The organism is Actinokineospora terrae (assembly GCF_900111175.1).
In the GTDB taxonomy this organism is placed as follows: Bacteria; Actinomycetota; Actinomycetes; order Mycobacteriales; family Pseudonocardiaceae; genus Actinokineospora; species Actinokineospora terrae.
On record NZ_FOGI01000016.1, the window covers coordinates 59,457 to 80,187 of the forward strand.

Here is a 20,731-nt window from a genome sequence, read left to right on the forward strand (position 1 = left end):
TATCCCGGCCGTCCGACGGTCACAGTCCAACCGGAACACTTGACCGGCGGCGATTTGCGAGTAAGAGTCACGCTCGCCGGATTACGAGGGTCGGTCGGGGTTCCGTCATGAGCCGGCACTTTCCACCCCCACGAAGGGAAGTTTGCCCATGTCGTCCCCCAGGACAACGGTCCGCGCGGGTGCGCTCCTGCTCGCCGCGTGCGCCGGGCTCGCGTTCGCGGCGGTGCCCGCATCTGCCCAGCAGCTGCCGGACGGTCCCGCGCTGGCGAAGAACCTGGCCAAGAAGGTCACCGCGAGCGGCATCAACCGGCACCTGATCGCCCTGCAGCGCATCGCCGACAAGAACGGCGGCAACCGCGCCGCGGGCACGAAGGGCTACGACCAGAGCCTCGACTACGTCGCCGGGCTGCTGCGCACCGCGGGCTTCGAGGTCAGCACGCCCGCGTTCACCTACCCGGTGCAGATCACCGACGCCGCGTTCGCCAACGCGGGCGGCACCAAGGTCGACGCGTTCGCCATGCAGCTCTCGCCGCAGACCCCGGTCGGCGGGGTCACCGGCGCGCTGGTGGCCGTCCCGCAGGACGCCACTCCCGGCTGCGAGGCGACCGACTACACGGGCCTCGACGTCAAGGGCAAGGTCGCGCTGGTCCGCCGCGGCGCCTGCACCTTCAACCAGAAGCAGGCCAACGCGGCCGCCGCGGGCGCGATCGCGATCCTGGTCGCCAACAACGCCGACGGCCCGCTGCAGGGCGTGACCGTGGGTGAGGGCGCGACCATCCCGACCGGTGGCATCAGCAAGGCCGACGGCGACACCCTGTTCGGCAAGAACGGTGTGTCGACCACCGTCGACCTGCGCTTCCACACCGAGGACAAGCCGTCCCGGAACCTGATCGCCGAGACCAAGACCGGCCGCAAGAACAACGTGGTCATGGTCGGCTCCCACCTCGACAGCGTCGACGAGGGCCCCGGCATCAACGACAACGGCTCCGGTAGCGCCGCGCTGCTGGAGACCGCGCTGCAGCTGGGTGCCTCGCCCAAGGTCAGCAACGCCGTGCGCTTCGCGTGGTGGGGCGCCGAGGAGCTGGGCCTGGTCGGTTCGACCAAGTACGTCCAGTCGCTGAGCTTCGACCAGCAGCTCGACATCGCGCTGTACCTGAACTTCGACATGATCGCGTCGCCGAACTCGGGCTACTTCGTCTACGACGGTGACAACTCCGACGGCGTCGGCGCAGGCGAGGGCCCGTACGGCTCCACCCAGATCGAGGCCGCTCTCGCGGGCTTCCTGAACGAGACCGGCACCCCCACCGAGGGCACCGACTTCGACGGTCGTTCCGACTACGGTGAGTTCATCGCCAACGGCATCCCGGCCGGTGGCATCTTCACCGGCGCCGAGGGCGTCAAGACCGCAGCGCAGGCCGAGAAGTGGGGCGGCCAGGCTGGCGTCGCCTACGACAAGTGCTACCACTCGAAGTGCGACAACCTCGGCAACATCGACCGCGTCGCCCTCGACCGCAACGCCGACGCGATCGCCTGGGTGACCGCGACGTACGCGATCAGCACCGAGGACATCAACGGCGTCCCGCCGAAGAACAACGTCGCGAAGGCCGCCAAGGCCGCCGCCCGCAAGTCCCTCATCGCGGGTCAGGCCAAGAAGGGCAAGGCAGCAAAGGCGTCACACGCCGCTGTTCGGTAGAAATCGTTATCTGCCGGGACTGCTGCATTAGGAGTAACGGGAGGCCCCGTGGCGACTACGCCACGGGGCCTTTCCGCAGTAGTGGGACGATCGGTACCCGAAGGCAGGCCAACTTGGCAATGAACACCCCTTGACCAGGGTGCTCCTCCGGGCGAGGGTGAGCCCACGCCGGAACACGGACCGCGTCGGGGCGGTCACGGTTCGCGGCCGCACCTACCCGTGAACGAGGGGACCTGCATGCGCAAGAGTCAGACGCTACGGGTCGGAGCCGCCATCCTCGCGGCCACCGGCGCGTTGGCGTTCACCACCATCCCGTCCTCGGCGGCGCCGTCCGCGGCCGCCGAACTCCCCGACGGACCCGCGCTCGCGCGGAACCTCGCGAAGAAGGTGACCGGGGCGGGGGTCAACCGGCACCTGATCGCCCTGCAGCGCATCGCCGACAAGAACGGTGGCAACCGCGCGGCGGGCACTCCCGGTCACCGGCAGTCCGCCGAGTACGTGGAGTCGCAGCTCGTCGCCGCGGGCTTCGACGTCACCCGGCACGAGTTCCCGTTCACCTTCACCCAGACCCTGGCCGAGAAGCTGACCGTGGCCGGTGCCGCGGTGCCGATCTCGATCATGACCTACAGCCTGTCGACGCCGACCGGTGGCATCACCGCGCCGCTGGCCGTCGTCCCGGTCGACGCGACCCCCGGCTGCGAGGTCAGCGACTTCGTCGGGGTCACCGGCAAGATCGCGCTGATCCAGCGCGGCGCCTGCCCGTTCGCCGACAAGCAGGCCAACGCGTTCGCCGCAGGCGCGGTCGGCGCGATCATCTACAACAACGTCGACGGTGGGCTCGCGGGCACGCTGAGCGACCCGGCCAACGCGAAGCTGCCCACCGGTGGCGTCAGCAAGGCCGACGGTGAGCGGCTGGCCGCCTCCTCCAACGGTGCCTCGGTGACCCTGGAGCTGCGCGCGCTGCGCGAGGACCGCACCACGTACAACGTGATCGCGCAGACCAAGACCGGTCGCAAGAACAACGTCGTGTTCGCGGGCGCGCACCTCGACAGCGTCGTCGCGGGCCCCGGCATCAACGACAACGGTTCCGGCAGCGCGGGTCTGCTGGAGACCGCCATCCAGCTCGGCGGCTCGCCGAAGGTCAACAACGCGGTCCGCTTCGCCTGGTGGAGCGCCGAGGAGCTCGGCCTGGTCGGCTCGAAGAAGTACGTGCAGTCGCTGACCTTCGAGCAGCAGCTCGACATCGCGCTGTACCTCAACTTCGACATGATCGCCTCGCCGAACACCGGCTACTTCGTCTACGACGGCGACAACTCCGACGGTGTCGGCGCCGGTGAGGGCCCGTACGGCTCGGCCCAGATCGAGGCGGCGTTCCACTCGTTCCTCAACACCACCGGTACCCCGACCGAGGGCACCGACTTCACCGGTCGCTCGGACTACGGCGAGTTCATCGCCAACGGCATCCCGGCCGGTGGCCTGTTCACCGGCGCCGAGCAGCTCAAGACCCAGGCGCAGGCCGACAAGTGGGGCGGCGTCGCCGGTGTCGCCTACGACAAGAACTACCACGGCAAGGGCGACAACCTCGGCAACATCGACCGCGTCGCGCTCGACCGCAACTCCGACGCCATCGCCTGGGTGACCGCGTCCTACGCGATCAGCACCGAGGACATCAACGGCGTCCCGCCGCGCGCTGCCCGTGCGCAGGCCCGCGTCGCCGCCAAGTCCAAGGCGCGCGCCCAGCTCGTGCACGAGGACGAGGTGGCCGAGGCCCACGGGGCGGGCTGCATCCACGTGAACGAGCTCGCCATCTGATCCACGCACTGACGATGAAGGGCCCCGCCACCCGGCGGGGCCCTTCTTGTGTTCCCGGCAGTCTCAGGCGGGGATCGCGAACTGCTCGGTCGCCGGTTCCCGTTCCGGTTCCTCCGGTTCGCCGCGCCGCGTCGGCAGCAGGCTGATCGCGGCGAACGCGGCGGCCAGCAGGGTCGCGAACAACGCGATCACCTGGTGCTTGACGCCCTCGATGCCCTCGGCCAGCCCGGCAAGCGGCACCTGGCCGATCCCGACCAGCAGCAGGAACAGCACGACGACACCGAGGTCGCGGCGGTCGCGGCGCAGCGCCCGGACGCCCATCCAGCCGACCAGCAGCCACAGCGGCACCGCGGCGAACAGCCCGGCCGGGGCGAGCAGCCCGGTGATCCCGGACAGCACCGGCACCCGGTACTCCTTGGCCTTGTCCGGCTGGCCCGCGCCGAGGGCGAAGTTGCCCATGTTCTCCGGTCGCCCGGTCAGCATGTCGGAGGCGGCCTGGTCGAGGATCTGCGCGGTGCGGACCGGGTGCGAGAGGTAGTAGTCGATGATGTTCTCGTTGCTGATCCTGCTCTGGTACCTCGGGTAGTCCGGGTCGGTGTGCGCGGGCTTCTGGCTCCACCACGTGGTGCCGATGTATTGCGCGAAATGCGGCGGCAGGCCGAGGTCGGCGAGATCGCGCTGGGTGTCGTGCTTGCCGTCGACAATGCTGTTGAAGATCGCGTGGTAGGCGTTGATCTCCCGGTATTCCTCGTTGGCGAAGTCACCGGTGCTCTGCAGCGCGTAGGTCCCCGCGACCAGGCCCACGGCGACCACCCCGGGCACCACCCACCGCGCGCGGCGCTTGTCGAGCAACGCCAGCACCAGCAGCGCCACCAGCAGCAGCGGCAACACCATCAACGTCTGCGACTTCGCGTTGACCGCGAGGACCCCGCCCGCGACCACGACACCGCCGCCGAACCACCTGGTGAGGCCGTCGCGGCGCAGCAGGAGCAGGCCGCCGCAGGCCAGCAGCAGCCCGGCGAAGGCAGCGCCCTCACTGATGATCGAGGTGAAGTAGCCGAAGAACGCGGAGTCCAGCATCACCAGGGCGACGATCGCGCCTGCCGCCACCCGGTACCACGGCCGCACCGGCAGCGCGTGCACCACGACGGTCAGCCCGAGCGCCACCAGCACGCAGCCGATGGCCCCCACCAGCTTCAGGTTCAACCCGGGCGGCCCGCCGAGCCACTGTCCGATCGAGACGGCGACCCGGTCGATCCAGAACTGCGACGACACGTAGGTGCTGCCGCAGGGCGGGGCCGGGGCGTAGAACAGCTGCACGCCCATCTCCGACACCCGCGCGCGGTCGTTGAGGCCGAGCTTGCACAGCATCCGCCACCCGTCGCCGTTGTCGGCGATGCCGACCGGCCGGGGCACCAACCACCGCACCCCGACGACGACGAGCCAGAGGGCGAAGGTCCCGACAAAGCTCACGCGCTTCCACACTCGAAGCAGGGTAACCACCCACGGTGCGAACACCAACGCGCCCCGTGCCTGAACCGGCGCCCGGCGCGGCCCCGGGTATTCGCCCGTGAATGCCGCCGCGTTACCGCGGGGCCGGACTTCGTGATCCAGTCGGCAGTTGCCGGTATCACAGTGGGTTTTCGCGGGGGCGTCGGTTATTTTGTGGCCGCACTTCTTCCACATGAGGGCTTTGATGAGCAATTCCGCGCGCCGTCTTGCGCGAAGAACGGTCGCTTTGGTGTCGGCACTCACGCTGACCGCGACCCTGGCCGGTACCGCACACGCCGAGGAAATCGCGGCGCCCGGCACCACCACCGAATCCACGTCGGCGACCGTCGACACCCCGTCCGCGGATCCCGAGCCCGCCGACCCCGCGCCGGTCGCGGTCGCCGAGCCGGAGCCCGTCGCGGTCACCAAGCCCGAGCCCACCACCGCCGAGGTAGCGGAGCCCGCCAAGGTGGCCGAGCCCGCTGGCGTGACCGCGCAGCCCGCCGCGGCAGCGGAGCAGGCGCAGAACGACCCCGAGCCCGCCGACCCCGCGGCGAGCGAGCCCGCGGCCACCCCGGCTCCGGCCGCGGACCCGGCGAAGATCACCGTCTCCGCCACCATCAGCGGCGGCCCGTACCTGCTCAACCAGAAGATCCCCCTGGTCGTGACCATCTCTAACCGGTGGCACCGACGCGACCGGTGTGACGGCGAGTGCCTACGGCGCGGCCGGGTCCTTCTGGGTGCCCTCCCTCGAGTGGGGCGACCTGTCGCCGTGGAACGGTGCCGAACCCGGCCCCGGGACCACGGTCGCGGCCGGGCAGAGCACCACCGTCACCGTCAACGGCGAGGTGACCAACTGGAACGGGACCGCGCCGGTGGCGGGCGTCTTCGTCAACCAGGGTGGGAACACCCTCGCCTCCGCCTCGGTGACCGTGCCGTTCACGGCACCGAACTCGGCCACCGACACCGTTGCCGGGCTGGTCTACGCGGACCGCGACGGCGACGGCTCGCCGAGCGCGGGCGAGGGGCTCGCGGGCGTCAAGGTCGGCCTGTCCGGCCAGGGGCAGTACCTGGACACGACCACCGACGCCACCGGTCGGTACCGGTTCGCCGGTATCCCGCTGCAGACCTACTACGTCTACGTCAGCGGTGTGCCGGACGGCTGGGTCGTCGAAGCGGCGTACCAGCAGCTCTTCGTCGACGGCTCCGGCTCGTACTCGGCCATGCTGCTGCGCGCGACGCGGCCGCTGACCGGCACCTTCACCGCGACCATGCGGTTCACCAAGGACGTCTACCAGGTCGGTGACCACGCGGAGATCCTGGTGACGCTGACCAACAACGGTTCCGCCGGCCTCGTCGGCGTCCGCGCGGGCTGTGACCGCAGCGGTGGCGAGGGGCCGGAGTTGCGCGACGTCGACCTGGGCGACCTCGAGTACGACCGCGGCGTGACCGTGCCCGCGGGCCAGTCCCGCACCTTCAGCATCACCGGCACGATCTCCGACGAGACCGCCGAGTGGGGCGGCGTCGGCTACGCCTGCGACTTCGGCCCCGGTGACAACCCCGAGGGCTACTCCGCGGGTACGCCGTGGCCCGGGTGCCCGCTCCCCCCGCCGACCTGGCCGTGGACTTCTACGAGGACCGCGACGAGAACTGGGAGATCGGCGACGGCGAGGCGGTCGCGGGCATCGTCGTCGGCCTCCGCGACGCGGTCTCCGGCACCCTCGTGACCAAGCTGCGCACCGACGCCAAGGGCCACGTGGCGTTCAAGGCCCTGCCCGCGGGCCCCTACAAGGTCGAGGTCTACGGCCCCTGGCGCTTCGCCGAGGACTACTGGGGCGGCCTCGTCCTCTTCGCGGGCTCCTGCGAACGCTGCGGCGGCGCCATCCTCCGCCTCGTGCCGGGCCCGGTGGTGCCCGAAGCGGGCACCCCCATCCCCCCGACCACCGACGGCTCGACCACCACCCCGGTCGTCAACCCCGTCCCGGTGACCAACCCCGTGCCCCAGGCTCGGGCCGCCGTCACCACCAGCAACAACACCAGCCCCACCCTGGCCGACACCGGCGCGAACGTCCTCGGCCTCACCGCCATCGGCGCCCTCGCCGTCCTGGCCGGTTTCGCCACCACCCTCACCACCCGCAGGCGCCGCAAGGCCTAGCGGAGAACAGCGAAGCGGGCGGTCCCCGGTGAGGGACCGCCCGCTTCTGCTTCCGCGGAGGTGGAGGGATTTGAACCCCCGGAAGGTTGCCCTTCTTCCGCTTTCAAGGCGGATGCATTCGGCCGCTCTGCCACACCTCCAGTGCGGTTCAAGCCTAGTGGGTTGATAGGCCTCGCTGGCGGCTAGGTGAGGTCGAGGTGCTCGATGACGCGCTCGAACAGGCCGGCCATGACGCGCTGTTCCTCGGGGGTCATGAGGTCGACCAGGTGGGCGCGTACGCCGTCGACGTGGACGGGGGCGGCGGTGCGGAGGGTCTCGCTGCCCTTGGGGGTGAGTTCGGCGACGACACCTCTGGCGTCCTCGGCGCAGCCGACTCGGCGGACGAGGCCTGCTTTCTCCAGGCGGGAGATCTGGTGGGAGAGCCTGCTCTTGGACGAGGCGAGCTGGCCTGCCAGCTGGCTCATCCGCATCTGGCCGCCCTCGCGTTCGGACAACCGGACCAGCACCTCGTAGTCCGGCAGGGCCAGTCCGTGGTTCTCCTGCAGCTCGCGGTTGAGCTGCTGGCGCAGCAGTTCGCTGCCGATGACGTATGCCCGCCACGCGCGCATCTCGTCCGGGTCCAGCCACCGGAAGTCGGCTCGCACTGATGTCACGCGTCCAGGTTACGGCGTTCACCTGATGGCCCTGGTCCTAGCCATCTGTCCCCGGCAGACTCCACCTCCTTCGCGCCGGGTGGGTGCCCGGTGCCTGGACGGAGGACTGATGATCGTCACGAAGCGGATCGCGGCCGTCGCGGCCGTGGTCGGGCTGGCGCTCTCCGGGTTTGCCGGTACCGCCTCGGCTGCCCCGGCCGCCACCACCGACCTGCGCCTGATCGCCTTCAACGACTTCCACGGCAACCTGCAGCCGCCCGCCGGTTCGTCCGGTCGGGTGACGTTGCCGAACGGGACCACGGTGGACGCCGGAGGCGCCGCGTACCTGGCCGCGCACGTGACCCGGCTGCGCGGGCAGGCGCCGAACTCGCTGGTGCTCGCCGCGGGCGACAACATCGGTGCCTCGCCGCTGACCTCGGCGCTGTTCCACGACGAGCCGACCGTCGAGTTCATGAACAAGATCGGCACCGACGCCAGCGTGATCGGCAACCACGAGTGGGACGAGGGCTACGCGGAGCTGCTGCGGGTCCAGTTCGGCGGCTGCCACCCGACCGACGGCTGCCAGTTCCACAAGCCCTACCGCGGCGCCCGGTTCCCGTTCCTGGCCGCGAACATCACCTTCGACAACGGCCTGCCCGCCGTGCTCCCGGTGACCGTCAAGTTCGTCGACGGCATCCCGGTCGGCATCATCGGCGTCACGCTCGAGGACCTGCCCTCGGTGGTCACCCCCGAGGTCGTCAAGGGCTTCAAGTTCGGCGACGAGGTCGAGGCGCTCAACCGCACCTCCCGGCTGCTCGACCTCGCGGGCATCCGCACCCAGGTCGCGCTCGTGCACCAGGGCGACAGCACCGAGGGCGGCGGCCCGGACGACTGCCGCACCCTGCCCGGCCCGGCCCGCCAGATCGCCACGGCCGCCTCGCCCTCGATCGACGCGTTCTTCACCGGCCACAGCCACCAGCAGTACAACTGCGTGGTCACCGACCCCGCTGGCAAGCCGCGGCCGCTGATCCAGGGCGCCTCGTTCGGCAGGCTGCTCTCGGTCATCGACCTCAAGATCGACCGCAAGACCCGCGACGTGGTGCGCACCGCGACCGTCGCGCACAACGAGGTCGTCACCCGCACCATCGCCCCGGACGCGGGCGTGCAGGCGCTGGTCGACGAGGCGGTCGCCAAGTCGGGTCCGATCGCCAACCGCCAGGTCGGCACCATCACCGCCGACCTGGTCCGCGCCGCGGCCCCGTCCGGCGAGAGCCCGCTCGGTGACGTCATCGCCGACGCGCAGCTCGCCGCCACCCAGGGCAACCAGGCGCAGATCGCGGTGACCAACCCGGGCGGCATCCGCACCGACCTCACCTACAACACCTCGCCAGCCGGTGAGGGCAACGGCGTGGTCACCTACGGCGAGGCCTTCGCGGTCCAGCCGTTCGGCAACATCATGCAGACCATCACGCTGACCGGCGCGCAGCTCAAGACCGTGCTCGAGCAGCAGTGGCAGCCGCAGCCCAACGGCACCACCATCACCCGCTTCCTGCAGGTGTCGGCGTCGCTGAACTACACCTGGGCGCAGTCGGGCAGCCAGGGCAACCGGGTCTCGGCGATCACCGTCAACGGGCAGCCGGTCGACCCGGCCGCGTCCTACCGGGTGTCGGTGAACAACTTCCTCGCCGCCGGTGGCGACGGGTTCACCGAGCTGGCCAAGGGCACCAACCTCTCCGGCGGTCCGGTCGACCTGGACGCGTTCACCGCGTACCTGACCGCGCACCCGAACCTGGCGCCGCCCGCGCCGACCCGGGTCACCGTCGTCCCGTAGCCGGGGAACCGGGGCGGCTGTCCTCTGTGGTCAGCCGCCCCGGTCTGTCCTCTCCGGACGCGGCGTTACCCAAGTTCACCCGGTTCGGGGTCGGCGGTGGGGTTGTCCTACTGGGACAGCAGGCGCACCATGGAGGAGACGGCCGGCTCGGCAAGACCGCGCGAAACGCCGATACCCATTCGGTCACCGCGCCCGCCGGGAAAGGGTAGGTGGTGCCGTGGCGAAGCAGACAACTCCCGTAATGGTCTGCCGCCTGCCGCAACCCCGCGGCTGAGCCGACAGAACCGACTTGGCCGCGGATGAGGGCGGCAAGCTCGACGGATCACTTCGAGTGCACGGCACGCGACGCGCGTCGATCACGCACCTCGACGATGTTGATCCCCGCATCGGGCGCGTCTCCTGATCCGCTCGGCTGGGCTCCACGCCAACCGCCGAAGCGGTGGGCCATTGCGATGTGACGACCCTGGGTGCGACCGCCGACGACAGGCGGTCGCACCCAGGCGTCTGCCTGGCCCGGGTCGGCGCGCGCGGTTGATACGGTCGGCGCGGCGCCCGCCCACTATCCTCATGCCCACGGAGCACGGCGGCGCGGGACACGGGGAGTGGTCGTGGAGTTCGACGACAGCGTTGGGCTGGACTCGTCCCAGGTTTCCGACGCCAGGGGGATCGGCGGCCGGGTGGCGCTGGGCGGCGGTGGGCTCGGGATCGTCGGCTTCATCGTGTACTTCGTGCTCTCCCAGCTCGGCGGCGTGCCCGCGAGCGTCCCGCTGAGCACCGACGGGGTCGGCGGCGGGCAGAGCGTCAGCAGCGGTGACCTGGCCAACGAGTGCCGCACCGGCAAGGACGCCAACACCAAGCCCGACTGCGCCAGGGTCGCGCTGATCAACTCGATCCAGGGCTACTGGTCCGACCAGTTCGCCCGCTCCGGTCGCACCTACAAGCAGGCGACCACCACGTTCTTCAGCGGCGGCGTCAACACCGGCTGCGGCAGCGCCACCAGCGACGTCGGCCCGTTCTACTGCCCGGCGGACGGCAAGGTCTACGTCGACCTGACCTTCTTCCGCGAGTTGCAGACCCGCTTCGGCGCCCAGGGCGGCACCTTCGCCGAGGCCTACGTGCTCGCCCACGAGTACGGCCACCACGTGCAGAACCTGCTCGGCACCTCCGGCAAGGTCCGCGAGGGCACCGGCCCGACCTCGGACGGGGTCCGGCTGGAGCTGCAGGCCGACTGCTACGCCGGGGTGTGGGCCAACCACGCCACCACCACGCCCAGCTCCAGCGGCAAGCCGCTGATCCGCTCCATCTCCCAGGACGACGTGAACCGCGCCCTCGACGTCGCCTCCCGCATCGGCGACGACTTCATCCAGAAGAACCTCGGCGGCGGCAAGGTCGACGAGAGCCAGTTCTCGCACGGGTCCTCCGCGCAGCGCGAGCAGTGGTTCCTGACCGGCATCAACGGCGGCAACCCGGCCGAGTGCGACACCTTCGGCGCCAGGAACCTGGGCTGAGACCGGCAGCACCACCCGGGCGATCGCGGTAGCAACCGGACATACCACTACACTGCGCGGGCTGACATTCTTTCCGCGCGGCGTGGGTGCTGGGGACCCGTCGGGGCGTCGTGCGGCACACGATTCTGGGGAGAGTCGAACCACAGTGCGCCGCACATCCGTGCGCCGAGCGGGTTTCCGCGTCGGCGTGGTCGTTGCCGCGTTCGCCATGACCGGGTCGCTCGCCGTGCCCCCCGCCCTCGCGCAGGAGCCCGTCGAGCCCACCCCAGCGGCGACCGAACAGCCGTCAGAACCACCGGCCGAACCGCCGCCGACCGAACCGACACCGGCGCAGACGCCCGCGTCGACCCCGCCTGCTGAACCGGTCCAGACCACTCCGGAACAGCCGGTCCAGACCACTGCGCCGTCCGAGCCGACCGGGGCAACGCCGACCACCACACCGACCACCGGGACCACCTCGGGCACGCCGGTCCCCACCACGCAGCCGTCCCCGACCACCCGGCAGCCCGCCACGAGCGCGATCGGCGCGCTGCCGTCGAACGTCGCGGTCACGGTCTCCTTCGACAAGGCGAGCTACACGCCCTCGGAGACGGTCGGCATCACCATCACGCTGACCAACAAGAGCCTGATCGCCGCCAACGGCGTCCGCGTCGACCACAGCGGCAAGGTGGCGGTGATCAACGGCTGGGCCGGGTTCCAGACCGCCTGGGGGCAGAACATCCCGGCGGGCGCGACCCGCACGCTCCGGCTGACCGGGCGGATCCGCGACGTGGAGAACGGCAAGGTCGACCTCAAGGTCACCGCGATCGCCCCCGAGGGCGACACCGACACCACGGACAACACCGCCGAGGCCACCGCGGCCGTCCCGGTGACCCCGACCGCCAAGTTCGGCGGGACGGCCTTCGAGGACCGCAACCTCAACGGCAGGCCGGACGCGGGCGAGCAGGCCCCCGGCGTGAAGATCACCGCCAAGCGCGCCGGTGGGTCCACTGTGGAGCGCACGGCTGGCGCGGACGGCCGGTTCGACTTCGGCGACCTGCCCTCGGGCAGCTACTCCGTCACCTACACGCCCAACCACGAGCAGTTCCGGGTCCAGGGCGTGACCGGCGCGGCCACCGAGGTCCTGTACCTGTCCGGCACCGACTTCGCCGACATCGCGGTGCGGACCTGGCTGGACATGTTCGCCACCGTGCACGCCTCGCTGCGCTTCGACAAGCCGAGCTACCGCCCCGGTGACCAGGTCAAGGCGACGGTGGTGCTCTACAACCGCTACCCCAACGACCTGACCGGCGTGACGCTCAAGTGCCACCCGCAGGGTCTGGGCACCGGCCCGGCGTGGGGCGACCTCGTCGACGGCGGACCGGGGGTGACGCTGCCCGGCCTGCGCTCGGTCACGTACACGATCACCGATGTCGTCCCGGCCGACGCGGCCGACCTCGGCTACGTCGTCGCCGACTGCACGCTCAACTCCGCGCAGCTCTCCGGCCTCGCCGAGCTCACCGCCGAGGCGCGGGTGGACGGCGTGCTGGGCACCGGGGCGGGCAGGCTCCAGATCAACGGCAAGTACGGCCCGCAGCCGGTGCAGTTCGGGGTCGTCAAGCTGCGCGACCGGGTCACCGGCGCGATCGTGGCGACCACGACCTCCGACATCGACGGCAAGATCGACTTCAGCGGGCTGCCGGTCGGCACCTACGCGCTGCTGCTCGACGGCCCCTACCGGGTGGCGGGACCGCTGACGGCGCCGTTCGGCTTCCCGATCACCGCGACCCCGGCCGGTCGGGTGTTCATCCCGGTCATCATCGACTACGGGGTCTACCCGGACCTGCGGGTCTCCGCGCACCTGGACAAGGCGGAGTACGTGACGAGCGACGTGGTCAAGGCCACCGTCACCATTAGCAACATCGGCGACGGCCCCGCGACCGGGGTCAACCTCAAGCAGGTCGAGTTCGGCGGCATGCAGCTGCGCGTGTTCGACAACGGCGGCCTGCCGTTGACGAAGTCCCCTCTGCAGCAGCTCACCATCGCTCCCGGTGAGACCAAGGAGTTCGTGCTGTCTGGGGTGACCTCGTCCGGTGGCGGCACGGTGCTGTTCGGCGGCACCGTGGGCGTGGACGGCCTGGAACTGGACGCCGGCAACAACTCCTTCCAGATCGGCGCCACCTCCGTCGCCGTCACCGGCGACTACACCGGCGTCGTGTTCGTCGACCGCGACGGTGACGGCGTGTTCGACGAGGGCGAGGGCATGCCCGGGGTGATGCTGACCGCGTCGTCCTTCGGCGGCGGCTGGGTCATGGACCGGCAGACCGACGCGGACGGGCGCTTCGCCTTCCTCGGCGTCCCCGGAACCGTCTACTCCGTGCACTACGGCTTCGACGACGCGGACTACCTCATCCCCGGTGAGTCGGGCGAGGGCCGCGACCTCATCTCGGTGACCAGCGCCGGGCACACCTCCTCGGTCCGGGCGCACCTGGCGCTCGACCGGCTGCTCGACGCGTCGGTGTCCTTCGACCGCGACCGCTACCACCCCGGCGACACCGCCACCTTCGCGTTCACCTTCAGCAACAAGGGCACCAAGCGGCTCACCGGTGTCGGCGTGCGCGGCATGCACGCCGAGGGCGACTTCCAGGCCCAGCCGTCCTGGGACCCGATCGGTCCCGGCAGGCCCGGCCTCACCCTGGAGCCCGGTCAGAGCAAGACGGTGACCGTGACCGGCCAGATCCCCTCGGGCGCCAAGGTCCGGGCCATGATCGGCGTCGCCGTGGTGGCCGACGGCTCGTCGCCGAGCCACGGTAGCGTCTTCATCACCGACACCGCCGAGGTGGTCCCGGTCCCCGGGCAGCCGATCACCGCGGAGAACACCGGCCCGACCGGCACCAAGCAGCCGGTCGCGCAGGGCGGCCTGATCCCGCGCGGTACCAGCGGTTCGAGCACCAGCGGTGGTCTCGCCCACACCGGTGCCGGCGTCGTCGGCCTCGGCTGGTTCGGCTTCGTCGCGCTGATCCTGGGCGCGGGCGCGCTGATGGGCGCTCGCCGCCGCAAGACCGCCTGAGAATGAGCCAGTGGGGGGCGGTGCCGGACTGGCACCGCCCCCCACCGCTTTCTCAGCCCAGCATCACGAACAACGACAGCGTGGCAAGGGAACCGAGCACGAACCCGGTCACCGCCAACCTGCCGAACAGCTCGGTCTTGCCGAGCAACCACAGCGCGCCGAGGCACACCACCAACGCCCCGAACGCGATCATCCCTAGGTCGGACATGGTCTTACCCCCTGGTGTGGGTCATGCGCTACTCGACGGCGGCTCCTCTTCGTGGATCCCGCACGGACACTCCTCTCAGGACAGTTCCTGGTCCTTGGTTTCCGGTAGCCAGAACAGGGAGACGAAGGCGAGACCGTAGGCGAGGGCGCCGAACGCCATCGCGCCGCCGATCCCGTAGCGCAGGGCGAGGAAACCGATCGCGGCCGGGAAGAACGCGCCGACCGCGCGGCCGAAGTTGTAGGTGAAGCCGGGTCCGGCGCCGCGGGCGCGGCTCGGGTAGAGCTCGGCCAGGTAGGCGCCGAAGCCGGAGAAGATGGCCGAGGAGCAGAAGCCGAGCGGGAAGCCCAGGTACATCACGTACCCGCCGACCGAGCTGGGCAGTTGGGTGTAGGCGAGCAGCAGCGCCGCGGCCAGCACCGCGAACAGGCGGAAGGTCGCCTTGCGGCCCAGCCGGTCGGCGAACTGGCCGCCGGTGAGGTAGCCGAGGAACGCGCCGGTGATCAGGAACGCCAGGTAGCCGCCGGTGCCGATCACGGTGAGGCCGCGCTCCTTGCTCAGGAACGCGGGCAGCCAGGTCGCCAGCGTGTAGTAGCCGCCCTGGCAGCCGGTGGCCAGCACCGAGGCGAACACCGTGCGCCGCAGCAGGTCCCGCCGGAAGATGGCCCTGAGCGAGCCGCGGGCCTTCTCCTTGGCGAAGACCGGCGCGTCCTCGATGCCGCGGCGCAGGTAGACGACCAGCAGCGCGGGCAGGGCGCCGGTGAAGAACAGGACCCGCCAACCGGTCTGCGGGTCGGCCAGGCTGAACACCAGCGTCGACACCAGCGCGGCCAGGCCCCAGCCGACCGCCCACGAACTCTGCACCAGCGCCGCCGCCCGGCCCCGGTGCGCGGCGCCGACGTACTCGGCGACCAGGATCGCGCCGGTCGCCCACTCGCCGCCGAAGCCAAGGCCCTGCATGGCGCGCAGGGCCAGCAGCGCCTCGTAGTTCGGCGCGAGGCCGCACAGCGCGGTGAACACGGCGTAGGTGACGACCGTGATCATCAGCGTCCTGACCCGGCCCAGGCGGTCGGCCAGCACCCCGGCGGCGACCCCGCCGACCGCGGAGAACACCAGGGTGGTGGTCGAGAGCAGGCCGGTCTGGCCGGTGTCCAGCCCGAAGGTCGCCGCGATGGCGGTGAGCCCGAGGGGGAGCACCCAGAAGTCGTAGGAGTCGAGCCCGTACCCCAGGAACGCCCCGACCACGGCCTTCTTGCCGCGCCCGGGCAGGTCCCGCCACCAGCGCCCCCGCCTGGTGGCCGCTTGCTCCGTCGTGTGTGCCATCACTCACCCCACTCGGTCGCTCACCCGCTGTGCCGTCCCCAGTGTGGCGATTGTTCAACAATATGACAATACTTCAATTGGACGATCCTTCGAGTGAACCGTAGGATTGTTGAACGATCCTCTAACCGGGGGAGCGTGGGTGTGGGAGGGTGCGGTGAGCGTCGAGGACGCGGTGGGCAGGCTGCGGGACCTGGCGGGACTGCGGCGGCGGGTGCACGGGACGGCGGCCGAGGTCGCCGCCGACGCGCTGCGCGAGCTGATCATGGAAGGCGGGCTGCGGCCGGGCGACCGGGTGATCGAGGAGTCGCTGCTCGGGCCGCTCGAGGTGTCCCGCAACACGCTGCGCGAGGCGTTCCGGCTGCTGGCGCACGAGAAGCTGGTCGAGCACAAGGTCAACCGGGGCGTGTTCGTCCGCACCCTCACCGCCGCCGACGTGCGCGACCTGTTCACCGTCCGGGTGCTGATCGAGCTGACCGCGCTGCGCCGCTCCCGCGAGGCCGACTGGACCGCCATGAGCCAGGCCGTCGCCAAGGGCAAGGCGTGTGCGCGGGCCCACGACTGGCTCGGCGTCGGCACCGCGAACATGCGCTTCCACAAGGCGATCGTCGCCTCGGTCGGCAGCGCGCGGCTCGACGAGCTGATGGACCAGCTGACCGCCGAACTGCGCCTGGGCTTCCACGAGATGGGCGACCCGCGCGCGTTCCACGAGAAGTACCTCACCCGCAACGCGGGCATCGTCGACGCGGTGGCGGGCGGGGACGTGGAGGGCGCGGTCGGCCTGCTGCACGAGTACCTCGACGACGCCGAGGCGGAGATGCTCGCCGCGTTCAGCAGCGACCGCTAGGCCCGGCCGCTAGGGTCGACCGGGTGCGGATGATCGGACCTGTCCAGTGACGCTGACCGTCTGGGAGGGCGTCCTGGTCTTCGTGGCCGGGGTGCTCGCCGGGGGCATCAACTCCGTGGTCGGCTCCGGCACCCTGATCACCTTCCCGGTGCTGCTCGCCGTCGGCTACCCCCCGGTGGTCGCCAACGTCTCCAACGGCATGGGCCTGGTGTTCGGCTCGGTGTCCGGCGCGATCGGCTACCGCGACCACCTCGTCGGCCAGCGCCCCATCCTGCTGCGGCTCGGCGCCATCGCCACCGTCGGCGGCGCCTGCGGCGCGGTGCTGCTGCTCGTCCTGCCACCGGGCGCGTTCGAGGCGATCGTCCCCGCGCTGATCGCCGTGGCGCTGGTGCTGGTCGTGCTCCAGCCGTGGCTGGCCAGGAAACTCGCCGAGCGGCAGGGCGAACGGCACCCGCACGGCGGGATCGGCCTGCTGGTCGCGACCTTCGTGGTCGGCGTCTACGGCGGCTACTTCGGCGCCGCGCAGGGGATCCTGCTGATGGGGGTCATGGGGATCCTGCTCAGCGAGTCGCTGCAGCGGGTCAACGCGATCAAGAACGTGCTGGCCGCCGTGGTGAACCTGGCCTCGGGCGTGGTGTTCGTGTTCGTCGCCGACGTCGCGTGGTGGGCGGTCGCGCTGATCGCCGTCGGGTCGACCATCGGCGGGGTGATCGGCGCGAAGGTGGGCAAGAAGCTCTCGCCCACCGTCCTGCGCGGCGTCATCGTCGTGGTCGGGACCGCGGCGATCGTGCAGCTGCTGCTGAAGTAGCGTTCAGCGGTCGAACGCCTTGGCCGCCGAGAGGAACAGGTCGTTCTCCTCCGGCGTGCCGATGGTGACCCGGGCGCCGTCCCCGGCGAACGCGCGCACCACGACCTTGTGGTTGAGGCAGTGCTCGTTGAACTCGGCGGTGCGCTCGCCCAGCGGCAGCCACACGAAGTTCGCCTCCGTCTCCGGCACCTCGTAGCCCAGGTCGAGCAGCTCGGCGCGCACCCGGCCGCGCTCGGCCACGATGTCGCGGCAGCGGGCCAGCAGCTCGTCCTCGGCCGCCAGCGAGGCCAGCGCCGCCACCTGCGCGATCGCGTTCACGCCGAAGGGCACGAACACCTTGCGCACGGCGTCGGTGACCGCCTCGGGCGCGACCAGGTAGCCGACCCGCAGGCCCGCCAGCCCGTACGCCTTGGAGAAGGTCCGCAGCACCGCCACGTTGTCGCGGCCGCGCGCCCACTGCTCCTTGGCGAACACCACGCCGTCCGGGACCTCGTCGTCGGCGACGAACTCGCGGTAGGCCTCATCGATGACCACGAGCACGTCGCTGGGCACGGCGTCGACGAACCGCTCCAGGTCGGCCTTGCGCAGCGCGGTGCCGGTCGGGTTGTTCGGGGTGCAGACGTAGACCAACCGGGTGGCAGGCGTGACCGCGGCGATCATGGCGTCGATGTCGAGCGCGTGCCCCTCGGTGAGCGGGACGCGGACCTGGCTCGCGCCCACCACGTGGGTGAGGATCGGGTACGCCTCGAACGAGCGCCACGGGAACAGCACCTCGTCGCCGCCGGTGCAGGTGGCCTGGATGAGCTGCTGGCACAGCGTCACCGACCCGCAGCCCACGGTGACCTGGCCGGTCTCGACGCCCAGCTTCGCCGCGAGGGTCGCCACCAGCTCGGTCGCGCCGCTGTCGGGGTAGCGGTTGACGTTGGCCGCCGCCTCGGCGATGGCGGTCACCACGCTGGGCAGCGGGCCGAGCGAGACCTCGTTGCTGGCCAGCTTCACCGCCCCGGCGACGCTCTTGCCCGGGATGTAGCCGGGCAGCGAGTCCAGGTCAGGGCGGGTACGCACGGTCATCGGGGCTCCTCGTGAGTCCACAGTGGCGACACCTCGTCGGCACCTGCCCCGCATGCTACCGAGCGGACACGACTGTCCGTTCTCCGTGCGCGGGCGACCGGGTGAAAATGGCCGTTTTCCTGCGGACGGGTGAGCGTGTGATCACGTTGACTGCTATTAACCCCGGCATGGTTGGGTATGTCATGGCCCAGACCCGCACTGAGGACTTCCGGCTCGCTGACGGCCGTGCGCTGCGCCTCACCTACGCCGAACCCGACGGGGTGACCAGAGGCGGTCTCGTCGTGCTCCACGAGGCCAGGGGCATCACCGACACCACGACCGCGATGGTCGCCCGGCTCGCGGGCGAGGGCTGGCTGGTCGTCGTCCCGCACCTGTACCCGGGCGAGGCGGGCTCGGCGGAGGTCGGCCACGACGAGGCCAGGGACAAGGTCAGCGAGCTCTCCGGCGACTCGGTGCTGGCCGCGACCGACATCGGGTTCGCCTGGCTGGCCGAGCACGGCCTGGCCGCGGACCGGATCGGCGTGATCGGGTTCGAACTGGGCGGCTCGGTCGCGCTGGTGGTCGCCGCCAGCCGCGACATCGGGGCCGCCGTCACCGTCTCCGGCGGCGGGATCCTGGAGCCGCTCTCCAGCGGCCTGCCCGCGCTGGTCGAGGTCGCTGGCGAGCTGCGGGTGCCGTGGCTGGGCCTCTACCGCGACGACAGCGACCAGGCGCTCCTGCAGCAGGTGGAGAAGCTGCGCGAGGCGGCGAGCACCGCCAAGATCGCCACCGACGTGGTCCGCTACCGCCCGGAGCCCGGTGCCCCCGAGGCGTGGCAGCGCGCCCTCAACTGGTTCGACGCGCACCTGCGGTGAAGGTCGCATCGCTCACGCTGGTCGAGTTCGACCTGCTCTGGGAGTCGCTCGGCCGCACCGACCGCCCGTACCCGCTCGACGTGCCGTCCTTCGGCGAGACCGCCGACGAGCGCGACCAGCTGCGCAAAGAGGTCATCGAGGGACTCGTGGCGCGCGGCCTGCACGACGGCACCGACGTCGACCGGGACCTGGAGGACTCGCTGACCCTGTTGGCGCAGCACGACTACAGCGTCGACGGGCTGCTCTCACTCGGTCGGCACGTGCGCGTGCTCGGCGCCGGTCGCGGCAGCAGAACCGTGCTGGCCGTGCAGATGGGCGAACGCATCAGGATAGGGCAGCTGCGCGGCGGCGGCGTCGTCGGCGAGATCATGGCGCTGCTGCCGGACGCCGAACCGGGCCCGGGCACCGCGGTGACACTGCCCAAGTCGGTGTTCCACAACGCGATAGACGCCTACGTCGAGTCCGGGTTCGCCGGGCTGGAGACCATGCTCAACCAGGGTGGGGTCACCGGCCGCGACATGCGCACCATCGCGACCCTGGTGGAGAACTCGCGGCACGGCGGCGGCCAGGTCGCGGCCAACAGCCTCGACCGGATGGGCAGGCGCACGCGCACCGACGTCGTCAACTGGTTCGACACGACCGCGGGCCGCTACCTCGCGCTGCCGACCACCCGCGACGGCGTCGACTGGCTGACCCTCGCCCCGGCCGACGCACCGCGGCTGACCCAGCGGCTGCGCGAGCTGGTCGCCTCGGTCGCACCGCGCTGAAGGGGGCGGGCGAGACCCCGCCCCCCGTCCGCGTCAGACGGCGGCTTCCACCACGTCGGTGGCGATCAGCTCCGGCTCGGTCTTCTCGCGCACCTCGTCCACGCTGACCCCGGGCGCCACCTCGCGCAGCACCAGGCCGTCGTCGGTGATGTCGATGACCGCCAGGTCGGTGATGATCCGCTGGGCCACCCGCAGGCCGGTGTAGGGCAGCGAGCACTCGTCGACGATCTTGTACGACCCGTCCTTGGCGACGTGCTCCATCAGCACGATGACCTTCTTGGCGCCGTGCACCAGGTCCATCGCCCCGCCCATGCCCTTGACCATCTTGCCGGGGATCATCCAGTTCGCGATGTCACCGACCTTGGACACCTGCATGGCGCCGAGGATCGCCGCGTCCACCTTGCCGCCGCGGATCATCCCGAACGACAGCGCCGAGTCGAAGTAGGACGCGCCCCTGCGGACGGTCACCGTCTCCTTGCCCGCGTTGATCAGGTCGGCGTCCTCTTCCCCCGCCCACGGGTAGGGGCCGACGCCGAGGATCCCGTTCTCCGACTGGAGCACGATCTCGACGTCGTCCGGCACGTAGTTCGGCACCAGCGTCGGCAGGCCGATGCCCAGGTTCACGTAAGAGCCGTCGGACAGCTCCGCCGCCGCACGGGCGGCCATCTGCTCTCGGGTCAGTCCCATC

17 protein-coding genes and 1 tRNA gene are annotated in these 20,731 nt (G+C 71.0%); 11 read left to right on the plus strand and 7 right to left on the minus strand.

All coding sequences use genetic code 11. The features are described from left to right. Positions 1 to 148: 148 nt before the first annotated feature. Entirely contained in the window at positions 149 to 1,693 is a 1,545-nt protein-coding gene (locus tag BMY07_RS29975; protein ID WP_092786044.1) for a M28 family metallopeptidase, read from the plus strand. Positions 1,694 to 1,930: 237 nt separating this feature from the next. Beyond that, positions 1,931 to 3,505: a M28 family metallopeptidase gene (locus tag BMY07_RS29980; protein ID WP_092786224.1), complete on the plus strand. Its 1,575-nt coding sequence runs from the start codon at positions 1,931 to 1,933 to the stop codon at positions 3,503 to 3,505. Positions 3,506 to 3,568: 63 nt separating this feature from the next. Here BMY07_RS29980 and wsfD read toward each other — a convergent pair whose 3' ends face one another. Next, entirely contained in the window at positions 3,569 to 5,641 is a 2,073-nt protein-coding gene (gene wsfD, locus BMY07_RS29985) for a glycan biosynthesis hexose transferase WsfD (protein ID WP_342741567.1), read from the minus strand. Positions 5,642 to 5,697: 56 nt separating this feature from the next. Here wsfD and BMY07_RS29990 point away from each other — a divergent pair, with 56 nt between their 5' ends. Then, on the plus strand, positions 5,698 to 6,723 hold the full coding sequence (locus BMY07_RS29990; protein ID WP_092786046.1) for an SdrD B-like domain-containing protein: 1,026 nt from the start codon (positions 5,698 to 5,700) through the stop codon (positions 6,721 to 6,723). Next, a complete protein-coding gene (locus tag BMY07_RS29995; RefSeq protein ID WP_092786048.1) occupies positions 6,618 to 7,151 on the plus strand; it encodes an LPXTG cell wall anchor domain-containing protein in 534 nt (177 codons plus the stop codon). The genes BMY07_RS29990 and BMY07_RS29995 overlap by 106 nt, the downstream gene beginning before the upstream one ends. 55 nt (positions 7,152 to 7,206) lie before the next feature. Here BMY07_RS29995 and BMY07_RS30000 read toward each other — a convergent pair. Together BMY07_RS30000 and BMY07_RS30005 are read right to left on the minus strand one after the other, a co-directional pair. Further along, positions 7,207 to 7,291: transfer RNA gene (locus tag BMY07_RS30000), tRNA-Ser, on the minus strand. Between the two features lie 42 nt (positions 7,292 to 7,333). After that, a complete protein-coding gene (locus tag BMY07_RS30005) occupies positions 7,334 to 7,804 on the minus strand; it encodes a MarR family winged helix-turn-helix transcriptional regulator (protein WP_092786050.1) in 471 nt (156 codons plus the stop codon). 109 nt (positions 7,805 to 7,913) lie between these two features. Here BMY07_RS30005 and BMY07_RS30010 point away from each other — a divergent pair, with 109 nt between their 5' ends. The 3 genes from BMY07_RS30010 to BMY07_RS30020 all read left to right on the plus strand — a co-directional run bounded on the left by BMY07_RS30010 (position 7,914) and on the right by BMY07_RS30020 (position 14,171). Next, positions 7,914 to 9,614 carry a bifunctional metallophosphatase/5'-nucleotidase gene (locus BMY07_RS30010; protein ID WP_092786052.1) on the plus strand — a complete coding sequence of 567 codons (1,701 nt, stop codon included), beginning with the start codon at positions 7,914 to 7,916 and terminating at the stop codon, positions 9,612 to 9,614. A 608-nt stretch (positions 9,615 to 10,222) separates the two neighbouring features. Then, complete coding sequence (gene ypfJ / locus BMY07_RS30015) at positions 10,223 to 11,122, plus strand: KPN_02809 family neutral zinc metallopeptidase (RefSeq protein WP_092786228.1); 900 nt, start codon at positions 10,223 to 10,225, stop codon at positions 11,120 to 11,122. Between the two features lie 145 nt (positions 11,123 to 11,267). Beyond that, positions 11,268 to 14,171: an SdrD B-like domain-containing protein gene (locus tag BMY07_RS30020; protein ID WP_143073713.1), complete on the plus strand. Its 2,904-nt coding sequence runs from the start codon at positions 11,268 to 11,270 to the stop codon at positions 14,169 to 14,171. Positions 14,172 to 14,223: 52 nt separating this feature from the next. On the opposite strand, the gene BMY07_RS34665 is transcribed toward BMY07_RS30020, so the two are convergent. Together BMY07_RS34665 and BMY07_RS30025 are read right to left on the minus strand one after the other, a co-directional pair. Beyond that, entirely contained in the window at positions 14,224 to 14,379 is a 156-nt protein-coding gene (locus tag BMY07_RS34665) for a hypothetical protein (RefSeq protein ID WP_177215881.1), read from the minus strand. A 75-nt stretch (positions 14,380 to 14,454) separates the two neighbouring features. Beyond that, on the minus strand, positions 14,455 to 15,699 hold the full coding sequence (locus BMY07_RS30025; protein WP_092786056.1) for an MFS transporter: 1,245 nt from the start codon (positions 15,697 to 15,699) through the stop codon (positions 14,455 to 14,457). A gap of 154 nt (positions 15,700 to 15,853) precedes the next feature. Here BMY07_RS30025 and BMY07_RS30030 point away from each other — a divergent pair, with 154 nt between their 5' ends. Together BMY07_RS30030 and BMY07_RS30035 are read left to right on the plus strand one after the other, a co-directional pair. Continuing rightward, entirely contained in the window at positions 15,854 to 16,543 is a 690-nt protein-coding gene (locus BMY07_RS30030) for a GntR family transcriptional regulator (protein ID WP_245782739.1), read from the plus strand. Positions 16,544 to 16,595: 52 nt separating this feature from the next. Then, positions 16,596 to 17,351 carry a sulfite exporter TauE/SafE family protein gene (locus tag BMY07_RS30035; RefSeq protein ID WP_092786232.1) on the plus strand — a complete coding sequence of 252 codons (756 nt, stop codon included), beginning with the start codon at positions 16,596 to 16,598 and terminating at the stop codon, positions 17,349 to 17,351. A 3-nt stretch (positions 17,352 to 17,354) separates the two neighbouring features. Here BMY07_RS30035 and hisC read toward each other — a convergent pair whose 3' ends face one another. Beyond that, positions 17,355 to 18,422 (minus strand): histidinol-phosphate transaminase, encoded by a 1,068-nt coding sequence (gene hisC, locus BMY07_RS30040; protein ID WP_092786058.1) that lies wholly within the window; start codon positions 18,420 to 18,422, stop codon positions 17,355 to 17,357. A 182-nt stretch (positions 18,423 to 18,604) separates the two neighbouring features. On the opposite strand from hisC, the gene BMY07_RS30045 reads away from it, so the two are divergent. Both BMY07_RS30045 and BMY07_RS30050 read left to right on the plus strand, forming a co-directional pair. After that, the gene (locus BMY07_RS30045; RefSeq protein WP_092786060.1) at positions 18,605 to 19,276 is read left to right on the plus strand and encodes a dienelactone hydrolase family protein; all 672 of its coding nucleotides are present in this window, start codon (positions 18,605 to 18,607) and stop codon (positions 19,274 to 19,276) included. Continuing rightward, entirely contained in the window at positions 19,273 to 20,043 is a 771-nt protein-coding gene (locus BMY07_RS30050) for an ESX secretion-associated protein EspG (protein ID WP_177215882.1), read from the plus strand. Before BMY07_RS30045 ends, BMY07_RS30050 begins: the two co-directional genes overlap by 4 nt. Positions 20,044 to 20,076: 33 nt before the next feature. Here the strand turns inward: BMY07_RS30050 and BMY07_RS30055 are convergent, their stop codons facing one another. Continuing rightward, positions 20,077 to 20,730 carry a CoA transferase subunit B gene (locus BMY07_RS30055; RefSeq protein WP_092786064.1) on the minus strand — a complete coding sequence of 218 codons (654 nt, stop codon included), beginning with the start codon at positions 20,728 to 20,730 and terminating at the stop codon, positions 20,077 to 20,079. Position 20,731: the final 1 nt, after the last annotated feature.

Excerpts from the sequence above, each read along its gene's own strand:
- hisC (WP_092786058.1), bottom strand. The coding sequence starts at position 18,422 with ATGACCGTGCGTACCCGCCCTGACCTGGACTCGCTGCCCGGCTACATC.
- BMY07_RS30055 (WP_092786064.1), bottom strand. The coding sequence starts at position 20,730 with ATGGGACTGACCCGAGAGCAGATGGCCGCCCGTGCGGCGGCGGAGCTG.
- BMY07_RS29975 (WP_092786044.1), top strand. The coding sequence starts at position 149 with ATGTCGTCCCCCAGGACAACGGTCCGCGCGGGTGCGCTCCTGCTCGCC.
- BMY07_RS30025 (WP_092786056.1), bottom strand. The coding sequence starts at position 15,699 with ATGGCACACACGACGGAGCAAGCGGCCACCAGGCGGGGGCGCTGGTGG.
- BMY07_RS29980 (WP_092786224.1), top strand. The coding sequence starts at position 1,931 with ATGCGCAAGAGTCAGACGCTACGGGTCGGAGCCGCCATCCTCGCGGCC.
- BMY07_RS30010 (WP_092786052.1), top strand. The coding sequence starts at position 7,914 with ATGATCGTCACGAAGCGGATCGCGGCCGTCGCGGCCGTGGTCGGGCTG.
- BMY07_RS34665 (WP_177215881.1), bottom strand. The coding sequence starts at position 14,379 with ATGTCCGACCTAGGGATGATCGCGTTCGGGGCGTTGGTGGTGTGCCTC.
- BMY07_RS30045 (WP_092786060.1), top strand. The coding sequence starts at position 18,605 with ATGGCCCAGACCCGCACTGAGGACTTCCGGCTCGCTGACGGCCGTGCG.